Source organism: Pseudomonas sp. SDT291_1_S447 (genome assembly GCF_054070155.1).
In genome coordinates, this window is sequence record NZ_JBSVXS010000076.1 from 1 (window position 1) to 15,853 (window position 15,853).

17 protein-coding genes, 1 tRNA gene and 1 rRNA gene are annotated in these 15,853 nt (G+C 58.5%); 17 read left to right on the plus strand and 2 right to left on the minus strand.

What is annotated here, in order from left to right:
* Positions 1–189 precede the first annotated feature (189 nt).
* Positions 190–305, plus strand: a 5S ribosomal RNA gene (gene rrf / locus ACW9IR_RS20495).
* 575 nt (positions 306–880) lie between these two features.
* Here rrf and ACW9IR_RS20500 read toward each other — a convergent pair.
* A tRNA-Leu gene (locus tag ACW9IR_RS20500) sits at positions 881–965 on the minus strand.
* Positions 966–1,073: 108 nt separating this feature from the next.
* Between ACW9IR_RS20500 and queA the strand changes: the two genes are divergently transcribed.
* From queA to ACW9IR_RS20530, 6 genes are all read left to right on the plus strand, one after another.
* Positions 1,074–2,138, plus strand: coding sequence for a tRNA preQ1(34) S-adenosylmethionine ribosyltransferase-isomerase QueA (gene queA / locus ACW9IR_RS20505; RefSeq protein WP_457464919.1), 1,065 nt, complete (start codon positions 1,074–1,076; stop codon positions 2,136–2,138).
* A 14-nt stretch (positions 2,139–2,152) separates the two neighbouring features.
* Positions 2,153–3,268 (plus strand): tRNA guanosine(34) transglycosylase Tgt, encoded by a 1,116-nt coding sequence (gene tgt, locus ACW9IR_RS20510; RefSeq protein WP_161986576.1) that lies wholly within the window; start codon positions 2,153–2,155, stop codon positions 3,266–3,268.
* Between the two features lie 43 nt (positions 3,269–3,311).
* On the plus strand, positions 3,312–3,650 hold the full coding sequence (yajC, locus tag ACW9IR_RS20515; protein ID WP_007916913.1) for a preprotein translocase subunit YajC: 339 nt from the start codon (positions 3,312–3,314) through the stop codon (positions 3,648–3,650).
* A gap of 64 nt (positions 3,651–3,714) precedes the next feature.
* On the plus strand, positions 3,715–5,583 hold the full coding sequence (gene secD, locus ACW9IR_RS20520) for a protein translocase subunit SecD (protein WP_077574432.1): 1,869 nt from the start codon (positions 3,715–3,717) through the stop codon (positions 5,581–5,583).
* A 9-nt stretch (positions 5,584–5,592) separates the two neighbouring features.
* A complete protein-coding gene (secF, locus tag ACW9IR_RS20525) occupies positions 5,593–6,507 on the plus strand; it encodes a protein translocase subunit SecF (protein WP_095123431.1) in 915 nt (304 codons plus the stop codon).
* 121 nt (positions 6,508–6,628) lie between these two features.
* Positions 6,629–7,177, plus strand: coding sequence for a glycine zipper 2TM domain-containing protein (locus tag ACW9IR_RS20530; RefSeq protein WP_007916907.1), 549 nt, complete (start codon positions 6,629–6,631; stop codon positions 7,175–7,177).
* Between the two features lie 250 nt (positions 7,178–7,427).
* Here the strand turns inward: ACW9IR_RS20530 and suhB are convergent, their stop codons facing one another.
* Positions 7,428–8,246, minus strand: a complete 819-nt coding sequence (gene suhB, locus ACW9IR_RS20535; RefSeq protein ID WP_016773320.1) for a type III secretion system regulator SuhB — start codon at positions 8,244–8,246, stop codon at positions 7,428–7,430.
* A 145-nt stretch (positions 8,247–8,391) separates the two neighbouring features.
* Here suhB and trmJ point away from each other — a divergent pair, with 145 nt between their 5' ends.
* The 10 genes from trmJ (at position 8,392) to iscX (ending at position 15,783) form a co-directional block, all read left to right on the plus strand.
* Positions 8,392–9,162: a tRNA (cytosine(32)/uridine(32)-2'-O)-methyltransferase TrmJ gene (trmJ, locus tag ACW9IR_RS20540; RefSeq protein WP_095122505.1), complete on the plus strand. Its 771-nt coding sequence runs from the start codon at positions 8,392–8,394 to the stop codon at positions 9,160–9,162.
* 3 nt (positions 9,163–9,165) lie between these two features.
* Positions 9,166–9,942, plus strand: a complete 777-nt coding sequence (cysE, locus tag ACW9IR_RS20545) for a serine O-acetyltransferase (protein WP_025109222.1) — start codon at positions 9,166–9,168, stop codon at positions 9,940–9,942.
* A gap of 238 nt (positions 9,943–10,180) precedes the next feature.
* A complete protein-coding gene (iscR, locus tag ACW9IR_RS20550; RefSeq protein ID WP_003227911.1) occupies positions 10,181–10,672 on the plus strand; it encodes a Fe-S cluster assembly transcriptional regulator IscR in 492 nt (163 codons plus the stop codon).
* 47 nt (positions 10,673–10,719) lie between these two features.
* Positions 10,720–11,934: an IscS subfamily cysteine desulfurase gene (locus tag ACW9IR_RS20555; RefSeq protein ID WP_064118924.1), complete on the plus strand. Its 1,215-nt coding sequence runs from the start codon at positions 10,720–10,722 to the stop codon at positions 11,932–11,934.
* 101 nt (positions 11,935–12,035) lie between these two features.
* Positions 12,036–12,422 carry a Fe-S cluster assembly scaffold IscU gene (iscU, locus tag ACW9IR_RS20560; RefSeq protein ID WP_007916892.1) on the plus strand — a complete coding sequence of 129 codons (387 nt, stop codon included), beginning with the start codon at positions 12,036–12,038 and terminating at the stop codon, positions 12,420–12,422.
* A 34-nt stretch (positions 12,423–12,456) separates the two neighbouring features.
* Positions 12,457–12,780, plus strand: coding sequence for an iron-sulfur cluster assembly protein IscA (gene iscA, locus ACW9IR_RS20565; RefSeq protein WP_003227904.1), 324 nt, complete (start codon positions 12,457–12,459; stop codon positions 12,778–12,780).
* Positions 12,781–12,788: 8 nt separating this feature from the next.
* Positions 12,789–13,310: a co-chaperone HscB gene (gene hscB / locus ACW9IR_RS20570; protein ID WP_007916889.1), complete on the plus strand. Its 522-nt coding sequence runs from the start codon at positions 12,789–12,791 to the stop codon at positions 13,308–13,310.
* 51 nt (positions 13,311–13,361) lie between these two features.
* Positions 13,362–15,227 carry a Fe-S protein assembly chaperone HscA gene (gene hscA, locus ACW9IR_RS20575; protein ID WP_457464920.1) on the plus strand — a complete coding sequence of 622 codons (1,866 nt, stop codon included), beginning with the start codon at positions 13,362–13,364 and terminating at the stop codon, positions 15,225–15,227.
* The gene (gene fdx / locus ACW9IR_RS20580) at positions 15,227–15,568 is read left to right on the plus strand and encodes an ISC system 2Fe-2S type ferredoxin (RefSeq protein WP_007916885.1); all 342 of its coding nucleotides are present in this window, start codon (positions 15,227–15,229) and stop codon (positions 15,566–15,568) included. The genes hscA and fdx overlap by 1 nt, the downstream gene beginning before the upstream one ends.
* Positions 15,569–15,582: 14 nt before the next feature.
* Positions 15,583–15,783 carry a Fe-S cluster assembly protein IscX gene (gene iscX / locus ACW9IR_RS20585; RefSeq protein ID WP_038362961.1) on the plus strand — a complete coding sequence of 67 codons (201 nt, stop codon included), beginning with the start codon at positions 15,583–15,585 and terminating at the stop codon, positions 15,781–15,783.
* The last annotated feature ends 70 nt before the right edge of the window (positions 15,784–15,853 follow it).

Below are 15,853 nucleotides of genomic sequence, written 5' to 3' on the forward strand. Positions count from 1 at the left end.
TAACCAATACTAATTGCCCGTGAGGCTTGACCATATAACACCCAAGCAATTTGCGAACTCGAGAGAGACCAGATTGCGGTGTGTGAAGACGAAACGAACCGAAAGTTCGATGTTCACAAACACCGAAAGCTGTCACATACCCAATTTGCTGAAGCGAGGCCATCTGGCCACGATTCGGTACCCGAATTTCTTGACGACCATAGAGCGTTGGAACCACCTGATCCCATCCCGAACTCAGCAGTGAAACGATGCATCGCCGATGGTAGTGTGGGGTTTCCCCATGTGAGAGTAGGTCATCGTCAAGATTAAATTCCGAAACCCCAATTGCGAAAGCAGTTGGGGTTTTGTTTTGCCTGCAGGAAAGTATTTGAGCGTTCTCGGGCAACTCTAATCATGATTCGTTGTTATGTCAGGGCAGCGCTAGTATTGCTCCCCTGCGGTGCCATCTGCGACATTCGCCATAGGGCCCCTAGGCCGTCCACGTTCGCGTAGCAGCGCGCCCGCGGTGTGATGAGCGCAACGAGTCGATATTCGCTCAGCAGTCCTCTTATGAGCCTCTGTAAGGTTTTGTTCGGAGAGATGCGCCTGGCAGCCCTATGAGGGCGCCAGAAGAGTTTGTAGCTGAACTGCGCCTGCTTGGTTGAAGCATAAGGGCAATGCCCGAGCTATTAAGCAATGTGTCTTGCTTCTCGGTTGCCTGGAGGCTTTGATTTGCGAGCGAGTGAGGTGGGGAGTGACTGTGCGCTCTGGAGTCTGTAGAGCGCTTGTAAAAAAGAAGCTGTCTTGCGAGGGGGGATGAAATTCCGGAAACAAAAAAACCCGCAGTTAGCGGGCTTTAGAGGTGTTACGTAGACGCTGGTAGTCGTCTATGTCTTGCAAATGGTGCCCCGAGGGAGACTCGAACTCCCACTCCTTTCGAAAACGGATTTTGAATCCGCCGCGTCTACCAATTCCGCCATCAGGGCTCAATGGCGGCGAAGTATAGAGATGAGATTACCGTTGGTCAATCACGTTTCATGGTCTATTTTCGATATTTCCGCTAAACTTTCCGGCCCTGCTAGACGAACCCCATCATGCGCGTTGCTGACTTTACTTTCGAGCTCCCTGATTCGCTGATCGCCCGCCACCCTTTGGCCGAGCGTCGCGGTAGTCGCCTGCTGACCCTGGATGGGCCGAGCGGCGCCCTTGCACACCGTCAGTTCACTGATTTGCTTGAGCATTTGCGCCCGGGCGATTTGATGGTGTTCAACAATACCCGGGTGATTCCGGCGCGGCTGTTCGGGCAGAAAGCGTCCGGCGGCAAGTTGGAAATCCTCATCGAACGCGTGCTCGATACCCATCGCGTACTGGCTCATGTGCGCTCCAGCAAGTCGCCAAAACCGGGTTCGAAGATCCTTATCGATGGCGGCGGCGAGGCAGAAATGCTCGCGCGTCACGATGCGCTGTTCGAACTGGCCTTCGCTGAAGAAGTGTTGCCGCTGCTCGACCGTGTCGGGCACATGCCGTTGCCTCCCTATATCGATCGCCCGGATGAAGGTTCGGATCGCGAGCGTTATCAGACTGTGTACGCCGAGCGCTTGGGTGCAGTGGCGGCGCCTACGGCGGGCCTGCATTTCGATCAGTCGCTGATGGAAGCGATTGCTGCCAAGGGCGTCGAGACAACGTTCGTCACGCTGCATGTTGGCGCGGGGACGTTCCAGCCAGTACGCGTCGAAAAACTTGAAGATCACCACATGCACACCGAGTGGCTGGAAGTCGGCCAGGACGTGGTCGATGCGGTCGCAGCGTGCCGTGCGCGTGGTGGTCGAGTGATTGCGGTCGGTACCACCAGCGTGCGTTCGCTGGAAAGTGCTGCACGCGATGGCGTGCTCAAGCCGTTCAGTGGCGACACCGATATCTTTATCTTCCCGGGCCGGCCGTTCCATGTGGTCGATGCCCTGGTGACCAATTTCCATTTGCCGGAATCCACGCTGTTGATGCTGGTTTCGGCATTTGCCGGTTATCCCGAGACCATGGCTGCCTACAAGGCCGCCGTCGACAACGGTTACCGCTTTTTCAGCTACGGTGATGCGATGTTCATCACCCGTAATCCCGCACCTACTGCCCCTAAAGAAACCGGCCCAGAGGAAACAGAATGAGTCGCGAATGTCGCATGTCCTTTGAACTTCTGGCCACCGATGGCAAGGCCCGGCGTGGTCGCCTGACCTTCCCGCGTGGCACCGTCGAGACCCCGGCGTTCATGCCGGTGGGCACTTACGGCACGGTCAAGGGCATGTTGCCGCGTGACATCGTTGCCACCGGCGCTGAAATCATTCTGGGCAACACCTTTCACCTGTGGTTGCGCCCTGGCACCCAAGTGATCAAGGAGCATGGCGACCTGCACGATTTCATGCAGTGGAAAGGCCCGATCCTCACTGACTCCGGCGGTTTTCAGGTGTTCAGCCTCGGCGCGATGCGCAAGATCAAAGAGGAGGGCGTGACCTTCGCCTCCCCGGTCGACGGCGCAAAAGTTTTCATGGGCCCGGAAGAATCGATGCAGGTGCAGCGCGATCTCGGCTCCGACATTGTGATGATTTTCGACGAATGCACGCCGTACCCGGCTGACGAAGATGTTGCTCGCATATCGATGGAGTTGTCGCTGCGCTGGGCTCAGCGTTCGAAAAATGCTCACGGCGACAATACCGCCGCGTTGTTCGGCATCGTTCAGGGCGGCATGCACCAGGATCTGCGCATGCGCTCGCTCGAAGGCCTCGACAAGATCGGCTTCGATGGCCTGGCCATTGGCGGTCTGTCGGTGGGCGAACCGAAGCACGAGATGATCAAGGTTCTGGATTATCTGCCAGGCATGATGCCGGCTGACAAACCTCGTTACCTTATGGGTGTTGGCAAACCGGAAGATCTGGTTGAGGGTGTGCGCCGCGGTGTGGACATGTTCGATTGCGTGATGCCAACCCGTAATGCCCGCAATGGGCATCTGTTCATTGATACCGGCGTGCTGAAGATCCGTAACGCGTTCCATCGCCATGATGAATCGCCGCTGGATCCGACCTGCGATTGCTATACCTGCCAGAACTTCTCCCGCGCTTATCTGCATCACCTGGACAAGTGCGGCGAAATGCTGGGAAGCATGCTCAATACCATCCATAACTTGCGCCATTATCAGGTGCTGATGGCTGGTTTGCGCGAGGCTATTCAACAGGGTACATTGGCCGCCTTTGTCGATGCCTTCTACGCCAAACGCGGGCTCCCCGTTCCGCCTTTGGACTGAGTTTTCTGACCCCAAGATTCAACATTTGCAACTGGAGTGCTAAATGAGCTTTTTTATCTCTAACGCCATGGCTGACGCGGCTGCACCGGCTGCTGCCGGCCCAATGGGCGGCGGCTTTGAGTGGATTTTCCTGGTCGGCTTCCTGGTCATCTTCTACCTGATGATCTGGCGTCCACAGGCCAAGCGCGCCAAAGAGCAGAAGAACCTGCTGAGCAGCCTGCAGAAGGGCGACGAAGTGGTCACCACTGGCGGCATCGCCGGCAAGATCACCAAAGTGGCCGATGACTTCGTGGTTCTGGAAGTTTCCGACACCGTCGAAATGAAGTTCCAGAAAGGCGCCATCGCCGCCACGCTGCCAAAAGGCACGCTGAAAGCGATCTGAAGCAACAACTTCTACTCAATCGACGGGGCGCGCAAGGCGCCCCGCGTTCATAACGGGCGGCGTGATGCTGAACAAATATCCTCTGTGGAAATACATTCTGATCCTGGCGGTGCTGGCGATCGGTCTGATTTATTCCGCTCCGAATCTATACCCCGATGACCCGGCCATTCAGGTCAGCGGTGCAAGCACTGCGCTGCAAGTCAATCAGGCTGATCTGGATCGTGTGAGCACTGCGCTCAAGGAGTCCGGGATCAACGTCAAGGCAGCCACGCTGGCCGCCAACGGCAAGGGCGGTCTGATCCGACTGAGCAAGGCTGAAGACCAGCTGCCGGCCAAAGACGTTGTGCGCAAGGCGTTGGGTGATGACTACGTCGTCGCGCTGAACCTGGCACAGACCACCCCGCAATGGCTGCGCAATCTGGGCGCGCACCCGATGAAACTGGGTCTGGACTTGTCCGGTGGTGTGCACTTCCTGCTGGAAGTGGACATGGACAAAGCCCTCGATGCACGCCTGAAAGTCTACGAAGGCGACGTCAAGAGCCTGCTGCGCAAAGAGAAACTGCGTTATCGCAGCCTGCCGCAACTGGGCGGTGCCATTCAGTTGGGCTTCAGTGATGAAGATTCCCGCGAACAGGCCCGTGCACTGATCCGCAAGAACTTCAACGATTTCGACATTGTTCCGGCCGACCTCAATGGTCAACCGGTGCTGCGTCTGGCGATGACCCCGGCGAAGCTGGCGGAAATCCGTGAATACTCCATCAAGCAGAACTTGACCACGGTACGTAACCGCGTCAACGAGCTGGGTGTTGCCGAACCGATCGTTCAGCGTCAGGGCGCCAACCGCATCGTGGTTGAGCTGCCGGGCGTGCAGGACACTGCCGAAGCCAAGCGTATTCTCGGCAAGACGGCCAACCTTGAGTTCCGTCTGGCTGCAGAGCCGGGTGCTTCGAAAGCCACCTCCGAAACCTTCGAGTTCCGTGAAGGCAATCGTCCGCCAGCACAGATCGAGCGTGGCCTGATCATCACTGGTGACCAGGTCACCGACGCCAAGGCCGGTTTCGGCGAGCACGGCACGCCTGAAGTGAACATCCGTCTGGATGGTCACGGTGGCGAGCTGATGAGCCGCGCAACCCGTTCGAACGTTGGTCGCAGCATGGCGGTGATCTTCATCGAACAGCGTCCGATCACCACTTACACCAAGCAAGTGGTCGATGGCGTCGAGAAAGACGTTGCGGTGCAAACGTTCAAAGAAGAGAAGAAGATCATCAGCCTGGCGACCATCCAGTCGCCGCTGGGTGCTCAGTTCCGTATCACTGGCCTGAACGGTCAGGGTGAATCGTCCGAACTGGCTCTGCTGCTGCGCGCCGGTGGTCTGGCTGCACCGATGTACTTCGCTGAAGAGCGCACCATCGGCCCGAGCTTGGGTGCTGACAACATCACCAAAGGTATCGATGCGTCGCTGTGGGGCATGCTGTTCGTGTCGCTGTTCATCATCGCCATCTACCGCTTCTTCGGCATCATCGCCACCGTCGCACTGGCGGTGAACATGGTGCTGCTGCTGGCCCTGATGTCGCTGCTGGGTGCAACGCTGACCCTGCCGGGTATCGCCGGTATCGTGCTGACCATGGGTATGGCGGTCGACGCCAACGTGCTGATCTTCTCGCGGATCCGTGAAGAGATCGCCGCCGGCATGACCGTGCAGCGTGCAATCAACGAAGGCTTCGGCCGGGCATTCACCGCGATTCTCGATGCCAACCTGACCACGTTGTTGGTCGGCGGGATTCTCTTTGCCATGGGCACCGGCCCGGTCAAAGGTTTCGCAGTGACCATGTCCCTCGGGATCTTTACCTCGATGTTCACGGCCATCATGGTGACCCGCGCAATGGTCAACCTGATCTTTGGCGGACGTGACTTCAAGAAGTTGTGGATTTAAGGGGCTGCCATGTTACGTACAATCAACTTCATGGGCGTTCGCAACTTCGCGTTCGGCGTCACAGTGTTTCTCACGTTGCTGGCTATGTTCAGTGTCGTGACCAAGGGTATGAACTGGGGTCTGGACTTCACTGGCGGTACGCTCATCGAGCTGACCTACGAGCGTCCGGCCGACGTTACCAAGGTGCGTGAGCAACTGGCGACGTCGGGTTACCACGAAGCAATCGTGCAGAGCTTTGGTGCGACTACCGATCTGCTGGTGCGCATGCCGGGTGAAGACCCGCAACTGGGCCATCAGGTGGCGGAAGCGCTGCTGAAGGTCGGCGGCGACAACCCGGCAACGGTCAAGCGTGTCGAGTTCGTCGGCCCGCAGGTCGGTGAAGAGTTGCGCGACCAGGGCGGCCTCGGCATGCTGCTGGCGCTCGGCGGCATCCTGATCTACCTGGCTTTCCGCTTTCAGTGGAAGTTTGCGGTCGGCGCCATCGTTTCGCTGATTCACGACGTGATCGTAACCATCGGTATCCTGTCGTACTTCCAGATCACTTTCGATCTGACCGTGCTGGCGGCGGTGCTGGCGATTATCGGTTACTCGTTGAACGACACCATCGTGGTATTCGACCGGGTTCGTGAGAACTTCCGTGTCCTGCGCAAGGCAACGCTGATCGAGAACATCAACATCTCGACCACGCAGACCCTGCTGCGCACCATGGCGACGTCGATCTCGACTTTGCTGGCGATCGCTGCGCTGCTGTTCTTCGGCGGTGACAACCTGTTCGGCTTCTCGATCGCGCTGTTTATCGGTGTTCTGGCGGGTACTTACTCGTCGATCTACATCGCTAACGTGGTGCTGATCTGGCTGAACCTGACCACCGAGGATCTGATTCCTCCGGCCAACACCGAGAAGGAAGTCGACGACCGCCCATAACGGCCATCGTTTTCCCGGCTGTCAGTCCAAGAAAGGCGCGAGTTGAACTCGCGCCTTTTTTTATGCTCCAAGGCTGGGAGAAGCGCGGGCGCGTCCCGCATGTGATGGTCAGGAGGTTCATGTGAACAAGTCGTTGCTGGTTGGTGCGGTATTGGGTGCTGTCGGTGTGACTGCCGGGGGTGCTGTTGCCACCTACAGCCTGGTTAAAAGCGGCCCTGAGTATGCGCAAGTATTGGCCGTTGAACCGGTTAAAACACAGATCAAGACTCCACGTGAAGTGTGCAAGGACGTGACAGTGACTCGTCAGGCACCGGTAAAAGATCAACACCAGATTGCCGGTACCGTTGTGGGTGCACTGGCAGGTGGTTTGCTGGGTAATCAGATTGGCGGCGGCACCGGCAAGAAGATTGCCACGGTAGCCGGTGCGGTCGGTGGCGGTTATGCGGGTAACAAGGTGCAGGAAGGCATGCAAGAGCGTGACACCTACACCACCACACAAACCCGCTGCAACACGGTCAATGACATCAGCGACAAGGTCGTCGGTTACGACGTGCGTTACTCGCTCGATGGCAAGGAAGGCAAAGTGCGGATGGATCGCGATCCGGGCAACCAGATTCCGGTCGACAAGGAAGGCAAGCTGATTCTGTCGCAGAATGAGCCGGCTCAGTAAGTACCGACTGTTTTAAAAAGAAGCACCCTGCGGGGTGCTTTTTTTGTGCCCGCCATTTAAGCCACGCAACAAATCCCCTGTAGGAGTGAGCCTGCTCGCGATAGCTATTTATCATTCGATGCAGGTGGTGGCTGATACACCGATATCGCGAGCAGGCTCACTCCTACATTAGTCCCGTGGTGTGGCGCGTGGCGAATTCCAGACATAAAAAAAGCACCCCGAAGGGTGCTTTTTTCGTCTCGCGTAAAGCTTAGCGCTTCAGCGAAGCCGGCAGGTGCGGCTGGATCGCCGTCAAAACTGCCTTGAAGCATTTGGTGTTGCCGGCAACGATGTGGCCTTTTTCAAGGAAGTCGTGACCGCCGGTGAAGTCGCTCACCAGGCCGCCGGCTTCTTGAATCAGCAGGGCGCCCGCAGCCATGTCCCACTCGGACAGGCCTGACTCCCAGAACGCGTCGAAACGACCGGCAGCCACATAAGCCAGGTCCAGGCTCGCCGAACCGGCGCGGCGGATGCCGGCAGTCTGGCCAACCAGAGCGCGGAACATGCCCAGGTAGTTATCGAGGTTGTCCATCTGGTCGTCACGGAACGGGAAGCCGGTACCCAGCAGGGCGCCGTCGAGGCTGGTGCGACCGCTGACGCGCAGGCGACGACCGTTCAGTTGAGCGCCGCGACCACGGCTGGCGGTGAATTCTTCCTGGCGAACCGGGTCCAGAACCACTGCATGTTCCAGGCGGCCACGGTACTTACAGGCAATGCTGACAGCGAAGTGCGGAATGCCACGCAGGAAGTTGGTGGTGCCGTCCAGTGGATCGATGATCCACAGGTACTCTTCGCCTTCGATGCCGGTGCCGGCGTGCAGGCCAGTCTCTTCACCCTGGATCGAGTGATTCGGGTAAGCCTTGCGCAGGGCGTCGATGATTTTCTGTTCGGCGGCGCGATCGACCTCGGATACATAATCCTTGGCGTCTTTTTCGTCGACCTTGATGGTATCCAGGCGCTCGATGGAGCGGAAGATCAGTTCACTGGCGCTGCGGGCGGCGCGCAGCGCGATATTCAGCATGGGCTGCATGGATGTGTCACCTAAGGTTGTTAAAGAAAGCCGCGCATTCTATCAGAACTTTTCTTCAGGTGAAGGACGCTGTTCGCTTTCATAGCTTAACGGTAGGCTGTTCTGTAAGATTTGCACCCCTTTCCTGTGTCCGAGAGCGCCTCCCTTGCTGCAGAACATTCGTGTCGTCCTGGTCAATACCAGCCACCCCGGCAACATCGGCGGGGCCGCGCGCGCCATGAAAAACATGGGTCTGTCGCGATTGGTGCTGGTCGAACCGCGGGTCTTCCCGCACCACGAAGCCGATGCTCGTGCTTCCGGTGCCGGTGACATCCTTGAAAACGCGCAGGTCGTCGCCACCCTGGAAGATGCTCTGGTTGGCTGCAATCTGGTGCTTGGCACCAGCGCTCGTGACCGTCGAATCCCCTGGCCCCTGCTGGATCCGCGCGAGTGCGGCACCAAAGTGGTTGAAGAAGCCGGGCAGGGCGCCGAAATCGCTCTGGTATTCGGTCGTGAAGATTCCGGCCTGACCAATGACGAACTGCAGCGATGTCACTTTCACGTGCATATCCCCTCCGACCCTGAGTTCAGCTCGCTGAACCTCGGCGCGGCGGTGCAGGTGTTGAGCTACGAAGTGCGCATGGCCTGGCTGGCCGCACAAGGTCAGCCGAGCAAGATCGAGAAAGAGGAAGTGGCTTCGGTGAAAAGCGCCGAGCTGGCGACCATGGATGAGCTGGAGCGCTTTTATGAGCATCTGGAGCAGACGCTGGTTGCCATCGAATTCCTCGATCCGGAAAAACCGCGGCACCTGATGGCGCGCCTGCGCCGGTTGTACGGACGCAGCTCGGTCAGCCGGGCGGAAATGAATATTTTGCGTGGCATCCTCACGGAAACCCAGAAAGCGGCCCGTGGTGAGCTTCTTAAGCGGAAGGACTAAATGATGTTTGAGCGTTTGCGTGAAGATATCCAGAGCGTATTCCATCGAGACCCGGCGGCGCGTAACGCTTTTGAAGTCCTGACCTGCTACCCCGGCATGCATGCGATCTGGATTCATCGATTGGCCGGCATGCTCTGGCGCAACGAACTGAAATGGCTGGCACGGCTGGTGTCGAACTTCGGTCGCTGGTTGACCGGGATCGAGATTCATCCGGGGGCCAAGGTCGGTCGTCGCTTCTTTATTGACCACGGCATGGGCATTGTCATCGGTGAAACCGCCGAGATTGGCGATGACGTGACGATATATCAGGGCGTGACTCTCGGTGGCACCAGCTGGAACAAAGGCAAGCGTCACCCGACGCTGGGTGATGGTGTGGTCGTGGGCGCGGGCGCCAAGGTGCTCGGTCCGTTCACCGTCGGCGCTGGTGCCAAGGTCGGTTCCAACGCCGTGGTGACTAAAGAGGTGCCGCCGGGCGCCACTGTTGTCGGTATTCCCGGGCGAATCATCGTCAAGTCCGATGAGGAGCAGGACGCCAAGCGCAAGGCCATGGCCGAGAAGATCGGTTTCGATGCCTACGGCGTCAGCGAAGACATGCCTGACCCGGTGGCGCGGGCCATTGGTCAGTTGCTCGATCACCTGCAAGCGGTGGACGGACGGCTGGAAGGGATGTGCGGGGCGCTGAAGGATCTGGGCAGCAATTACTGTGCGAAAGATCTGCCTGAGCTGCGTGAAGAAGACTTTGCCTGCGTGAAGGGCAAGGATCAGAGTCAGGCCAGCTAAACCGCGCCGCTGCTTTCGCGAGCAGGCTCGCTCCCGCATTGGAATGCATATCCCTTGTGGGAGCGAGCCTGCTCGCGAAGAACGATAACGCGGTACCGCTGGCTGCATGCCGCCAGCCTTTGCTATGATGCGCGCGCTCTTTTGCGGGTAATCCTGACTAAAGTACTAGGTCTTAAAGTTGACTTAAATACTCGGGAATTGCATACTCGCCCCATTCTGAACTCCGTGGTAACTGTCCATGCGACTGACTACAAAAGGCCGATACGCCGTGACCGCCATGCTTGACCTGGCGTTGCACGCGCAGCACGGGCCCGTGTCCCTGGCCGATATCTCCGAGCGCCAAGGCATCTCCCTGTCCTACCTCGAACAGCTGTTCGCCAAGCTGCGCCGCAGCAACCTGGTTTCCAGTGTTCGCGGCCCGGGTGGTGGTTACCAGTTGTCCCGCGACATGCAGGGCATTCAGGTCGCTCAGGTGATCGATGCGGTAAACGAATCGGTCGATGCCACCAAATGCCAGGGCCAGGGCGATTGCCATTCCGGCGACACCTGCCTGACTCATCATCTGTGGTGCGATTTGAGCCTGCAGATTCACGAATTTCTAAGTGGTATCAGCTTGGCTGATCTTGTGACTCGCCGTGAGGTGCAAGAAGTAGCCCAGCGTCAGGACCAGCGCCGTTGCAACAGCAAGGCGCCACGCCTGGACAAGATTGAAGCGTCCGCCGTCGAATGACAGCCAGAGAGCTAGCGGCACGCCAGCCCTGATTTAGGAGATAGTCCATGAAATTGCCGATTTACCTTGATTACTCTGCGACCACCCCGGTTGATCCGCGTGTTGCGCAAAAAATGAGTGAATGCCTGCTGGTCGACGGAAACTTCGGTAACCCGGCGTCCCGTTCCCACGTGTTCGGCTGGAAAGCTGAAGAGTCCGTCGAAAACGCCCGTCGTCAGGTGGCCGATCTGGTCAACGCTGATCCGCGCGAAATCGTCTGGACCTCCGGTGCCACCGAATCCGACAACTTGGCAATCAAGGGTGCGGCGCATTTCTACGGCTCCAAGGGCAAGCACCTGATCACCTCCAAGATCGAGCACAAGGCTGTCCTCGACACCATGCGCCAACTGGAGCGTGAAGGTTTTGAGGTCACCTACCTCGAGCCGACCGAAGACGGTCTGATCACCCCGGCCATGATTGAAGCTGCATTGCGCGAAGACACTATCCTGGTCTCCGTGATGCACGTGAACAACGAAATCGGCACCGTCAACGACATCGCCGCGATCGGCGAAATGCTCCGCGCCAAGGGCATTCTGTTCCACGTCGACGCCGCTCAGTCCACTGGCAAGGTCGACATCGACCTGCAGAAGCTGAAAGTCGACATGATGTCGTTCTCCGCCCACAAAACCTACGGCCCTAAAGGCATCGGCGCGCTGTACGTCAGCCGCAAGCCGCGTGTGCGCATCGAAGCGACCATGCACGGCGGCGGTCACGAGCGTGGCATGCGTTCCGGCACCCTGGCGACCCACCAGATCGTCGGCATGGGCGAAGCGTTCCGTGTAGCCAAAGAAGACATGGCTGCCGAAAACGTCCGTATCAAAGCCTTGAGCGACCGTTTCTACAAGCAGGTCGAGCACCTGGAAGAGCTGTACGTCAACGGCAGCCTGACCGCCCGCGTTCCGCACAACCTGAACCTGAGCTTCAACTACGTTGAAGGCGAGTCGCTGATCATGGCGCTCAAGGATCTGGCGGTATCGTCCGGTTCGGCCTGCACCTCGGCGTCGCTTGAGCCTTCGTACGTACTGCGCGCCCTGGGCCGCAACGACGAACTGGCACACAGCTCGATCCGCTTCACCTTCGGCCGTTTCACCACCGAAGAAGAAATCGACTACGCCGCGCAGAAAGTCTGCGAGGCCGTTACCAAGCTGCGCGCTCTGTCGCCGCTGTGGGACATGTACAAAGACGGCGTCGATATCTCGAAAATCGAGTGGGCGGCACACTAAATATAGAAGCCGCCAGATACAGATCCTGTAGCGACGCGGCGGTTTACGCAGCGCAGTTGCAGGGCCTCAAGAGCGGCCCTGATGAGTGAGGATTGAGAATCATGGCTTACAGCGAAAAGGTCATCGACCACTACGAAAACCCGCGCAACGTCGGCAAGATGAACGCGGAAGATCCTGATGTCGGCACCGGCATGGTCGGCGCTCCGGCGTGCGGCGACGTGATGCGTCTGCAAATCAAGGTCAACGACGCTGGCATCATCGAAGATGCCAAGTTCAAGACCTACGGCTGCGGTTCGGCTATCGCTTCCAGCTCCCTCGCCACCGAGTGGATGAAGGGCAAGACTCTGGACGAAGCAGAAACCATCAAGAACACTCAGCTGGCCGAAGAACTGGCCCTGCCGCCAGTGAAGATTCACTGCTCGGTACTGGCTGAAGACGCTATCAAGGCGGCTGTTCGCGATTACAAGCAGAAGAAAGGCTTGATCTGACTTTCTGGATTTGGCGACGAGTAAGGAGTCACCGATGGCTATCAGCATGACAGAAGCGGCTGCTCGACACGTGCGGCGCTCCCTCGACGGGCGCGGCAAAGGTGAAGGGATTCGTCTGGGTGTTCGCACCACAGGCTGTTCCGGCCTTGCCTACGTGCTGGAGTTTGTCGACGAGGTGGTTGCAGAGGATCAGGTGTTCGAAAGTCACGGCGAAAAAGTGATCATCGACCCGAAAAGCCTCGCCTACCTGGACGGCACCGAGCTCGACTTCGTCAAGGAAGGGTTGAACGAAGGCTTCAAGTTCAACAACCCCAACGTACGCGGTGAATGTGGCTGCGGCGAAAGCTTCAACATCTGAGGCTTGTCGTGGGTATTCCTTGTCATTTCGCTTTATTCGAGCTGCAACCGGGTTTCCGTCTGGATCTCGAGCAGTTGGCCACGCGCTATCGTGAGTTGGCGCGCGGCGTTCATCCTGACCGCTTTGCCGACGCTTCCGAGCGTGAGCAGAGGTCGGCACTCGAGCAGTCTGCGCGGCTCAACGACGCCTATCAGACGCTCAAGAGTCCGGCCCAGCGCGCACGCTACCTGCTGACCATCAGCGGGCATGAGGTGCCGATGGAAGTCACGGTCCATGATCCCGAGTTTCTTCTGCAGCAGATGCAATGGCGCGAAGAGCTTGAAGACCTCCAGGACAGTGCCGACCTCGACGGCGTCGCCGTGTTCAAGCGGCGCTTGAAAGTGGCTCAGGAAGAACTCAATGAAAGCTTCGCAGCCTGTTGGGATGATGCGGCGCAACGCGAACAGGCCGAACGCCTGATGCGGCGCATGCAGTTCCTCGACAAGCTCACCTACGAAGTGCGCCAGTTAGAAGAGCGCCTCGACGATTAACCCAGTGCCGCTCCGGTCGCACGCCTGATATACAGATAAGTCCTGATCACGATGGCCCTACTGCAGATCGCCGAACCCGGCCAAAGTCCTCAACCGCACCAGCGTCGTCTGGCTGTGGGGATCGACTTGGGCACTACCAATTCGCTGGTCGCTGCGTTGCGCAGTGGTCTTTCCGAGCCGTTGGCCGACGCAAACGGGCAGGTCATCCTGCCGTCTGCTGTGCGTTACCACGCCGATCGCGTCGAAGTCGGCGAGTCGGCCAAACTGGCTGCCGCTTCCGATCCTTTGAACACCGTGCTGTCGGTCAAGCGCTTGATGGGTCGTGGTCTGTCCGACGTCAAGCAATTGGGCGAACAACTGCCATACCGCTTTGTCGGTGGCGAGTCGCACATGCCGTTCATCGACACCGTGCAAGGCCCGAAAAGCCCGGTCGAAGTCTCTGCCGATATCCTCAAGGTGCTGCGTCAGCGCGCTGAAGCGACCCTCGGTGGCGAACTAGTGGGTGCGGTGATCACCGTTCCTGCATATTTCGACGATGCCCAGCGTCAAGCGACCAAAGATGCGGCCAAATTGGCCGGTCTGAACGTGCTGCGTCTGCTCAATGAGCCGACTGCGGCCGCTGTGGCGTACGGTCTGGATCAACACGCTGAAGGTCTGGTCGCCATTTATGACCTCGGCGGCGGTACTTTCGATATTTCCATTCTGCGTCTGACTGGCGGTGTTTTCGAAGTTCTGGCCACTGGCGGCGACAGCGCGCTGGGCGGCGACGACTTCGATCACGCGATTGCCGGCTGGATTATCGAGAGCGCCGGCCTGTCCGCTGATCTCGATCCAGGCGCACAACGCAATCTGCTGCAAACCGCTTGCGCGGCCAAAGAAGCCCTGACCGATGCGGCCAGTGTTGAAGTGGCCTATGGCGACTGGAAAGCACCGCTGACCCGCGAAGCCTTCGATGCGCTGATCGAGCCAATGGTCGCGCGTAGCCTGAAAGCCTGCCGCCGCGCCGTTCGCGATTCCGGCATCGAGCTGGAAGACGTGCACGCCGTGGTCATGGTCGGCGGTTCGACTCGCGTGCCGCGCGTTCGCGAAGCCGTTGCCGAAGCCTTTGGCCGTCAACCGCTGACTGAAATCGATCCGGATCAAGTGGTGGCCATCGGTGCCGCGATCCAGGCCGATACCCTGGCAGGCAACAAGCGTGATGGCGGCGAACTGCTGCTGCTCGACGTGATTCCGCTGTCCCTGGGGCTGGAAACCATGGGCGGGTTGATGGAGAAGGTGATTCCGCGCAATACCACCATCCCCGTCGCACGTGCGCAAGATTTCACCACTTATAAAGATGGCCAGTCAGCCATGGCGATCCACGTGCTGCAAGGTGAGCGCGAGCTGATCAGCGACTGCCGCTCCCTGGCGCGCTTCGAATTGCGCGGGATTCCAGCGATGGTCGCCGGTGCAGCGAAAATTCGCGTGACCTTCCAGGTCGATGCCGACGGTCTGCTCAGCGTTGCCGCCCGTGAATTGGGTTCGGGCGTTGAGGCGAGCATTCAGGTCAAGCCGTCCTACGGTCTGACCGACGGCGAAATTGCCAAGATGCTGAAAGATTCGTTTCAACACGCCAATGACGACAAGGTCGCCCGCGTTCTGCGCGAGCAGCAAGTCGATGCTCAGCGTCTGATCGAAGCGGTGCAGGGCGCTCTGGAAGCCGATGGCGAGCGTTTGCTCGACGCCGAAGAGCGCATGGTTATCGACCTGCAACTGCAGGAACTGGCCGAACTGATGAAAGGTACCGATGGTTACGCCATCGAGCAGCAGACCAAGCGTCTGTCGCAAGTGACCGATGCTTTTGCTGCCCGCCGCATGGATCTGACGGTGAAAGCCGCTCTGTCGGGGCGCAATCTGAATGAAATCGAGGATATCTGATGCCGCAGGTCATTTTTCTGCCCCACGAGAAGTTCTGCCCTGAAGGCATGGTGGTCGAGGCTGCGCCCGGCACATCGATTCTCGAACTGGCCCACGAACACCACATCGAGATGGAAAGCGCCTGCGGCGGCGTCTGCGCTTGCACCACCTGCCACTGCATCATCCGCGAGGGTTTCGACTCGATGGAAGAGGCTGACGAACTGGAAGAAGACTTCCTCGATCGCGCCTGGGGTCTGGAAGCGCAATCGCGTCTGGCTTGTCAGGCTATCGTTGGTGAAGAAGACATCACCGTCGAGATTCCGAAATATTCGCTTAACCATGCGGCCGAAGCGCCGCACTGACTGGTAAGACTGTCATGAGCTACGGTTGGAATGATGTTCAACGTATTGCAGAAGAACTGGCCGAGGCCAAGCCGGGTGTAGATCCGTATTCTGTCAATTTCGTCGAGTTGCAGCAGTGGATCAAAGAGCTGCCTGACTTCGACGCTAACTCTGGCCGGGTCGGCGAGAAGGTGTTGGAAGCAGTTCAGCAGCTCTGGAATGATGAATTGGACTGATCGTCCTCGCAGGTTAGGCAATACCCAAGAACCCGCGTATAATTCGCGGGTTTAATTTTTCGCAAATTAC

What these genes read in the sequence shown, in the direction of transcription:
- queA (WP_457464919.1), top strand. Translation starts at nt 1,074, where the DNA reads ATGCGCGTTGCTGACTTTACTTTCGAGCTCCCTGATTCGCTGATCGCC.
- tgt (WP_161986576.1), top strand. Translation starts at nt 2,153, where the DNA reads ATGTCCTTTGAACTTCTGGCCACCGATGGCAAGGCCCGGCGTGGTCGC.
- yajC (WP_007916913.1), top strand. Translation starts at nt 3,312, where the DNA reads ATGAGCTTTTTTATCTCTAACGCCATGGCTGACGCGGCTGCACCGGCT.
- secD (WP_077574432.1), top strand. Translation starts at nt 3,715, where the DNA reads ATGCTGAACAAATATCCTCTGTGGAAATACATTCTGATCCTGGCGGTG.
- secF (WP_095123431.1), top strand. Translation starts at nt 5,593, where the DNA reads ATGTTACGTACAATCAACTTCATGGGCGTTCGCAACTTCGCGTTCGGC.
- suhB (WP_016773320.1), bottom strand. Translation starts at nt 8,246, where the DNA reads ATGCAGCCCATGCTGAATATCGCGCTGCGCGCCGCCCGCAGCGCCAGT.
- cysE (WP_025109222.1), top strand. Translation starts at nt 9,166, where the DNA reads ATGTTTGAGCGTTTGCGTGAAGATATCCAGAGCGTATTCCATCGAGAC.
- iscR (WP_003227911.1), top strand. Translation starts at nt 10,181, where the DNA reads ATGCGACTGACTACAAAAGGCCGATACGCCGTGACCGCCATGCTTGAC.
- ACW9IR_RS20555 (WP_064118924.1), top strand. Translation starts at nt 10,720, where the DNA reads ATGAAATTGCCGATTTACCTTGATTACTCTGCGACCACCCCGGTTGAT.
- iscU (WP_007916892.1), top strand. Translation starts at nt 12,036, where the DNA reads ATGGCTTACAGCGAAAAGGTCATCGACCACTACGAAAACCCGCGCAAC.
- iscA (WP_003227904.1), top strand. Translation starts at nt 12,457, where the DNA reads ATGGCTATCAGCATGACAGAAGCGGCTGCTCGACACGTGCGGCGCTCC.
- hscA (WP_457464920.1), top strand. Translation starts at nt 13,362, where the DNA reads ATGGCCCTACTGCAGATCGCCGAACCCGGCCAAAGTCCTCAACCGCAC.
- fdx (WP_007916885.1), top strand. Translation starts at nt 15,227, where the DNA reads ATGCCGCAGGTCATTTTTCTGCCCCACGAGAAGTTCTGCCCTGAAGGC.
- iscX (WP_038362961.1), top strand. Translation starts at nt 15,583, where the DNA reads ATGAGCTACGGTTGGAATGATGTTCAACGTATTGCAGAAGAACTGGCC.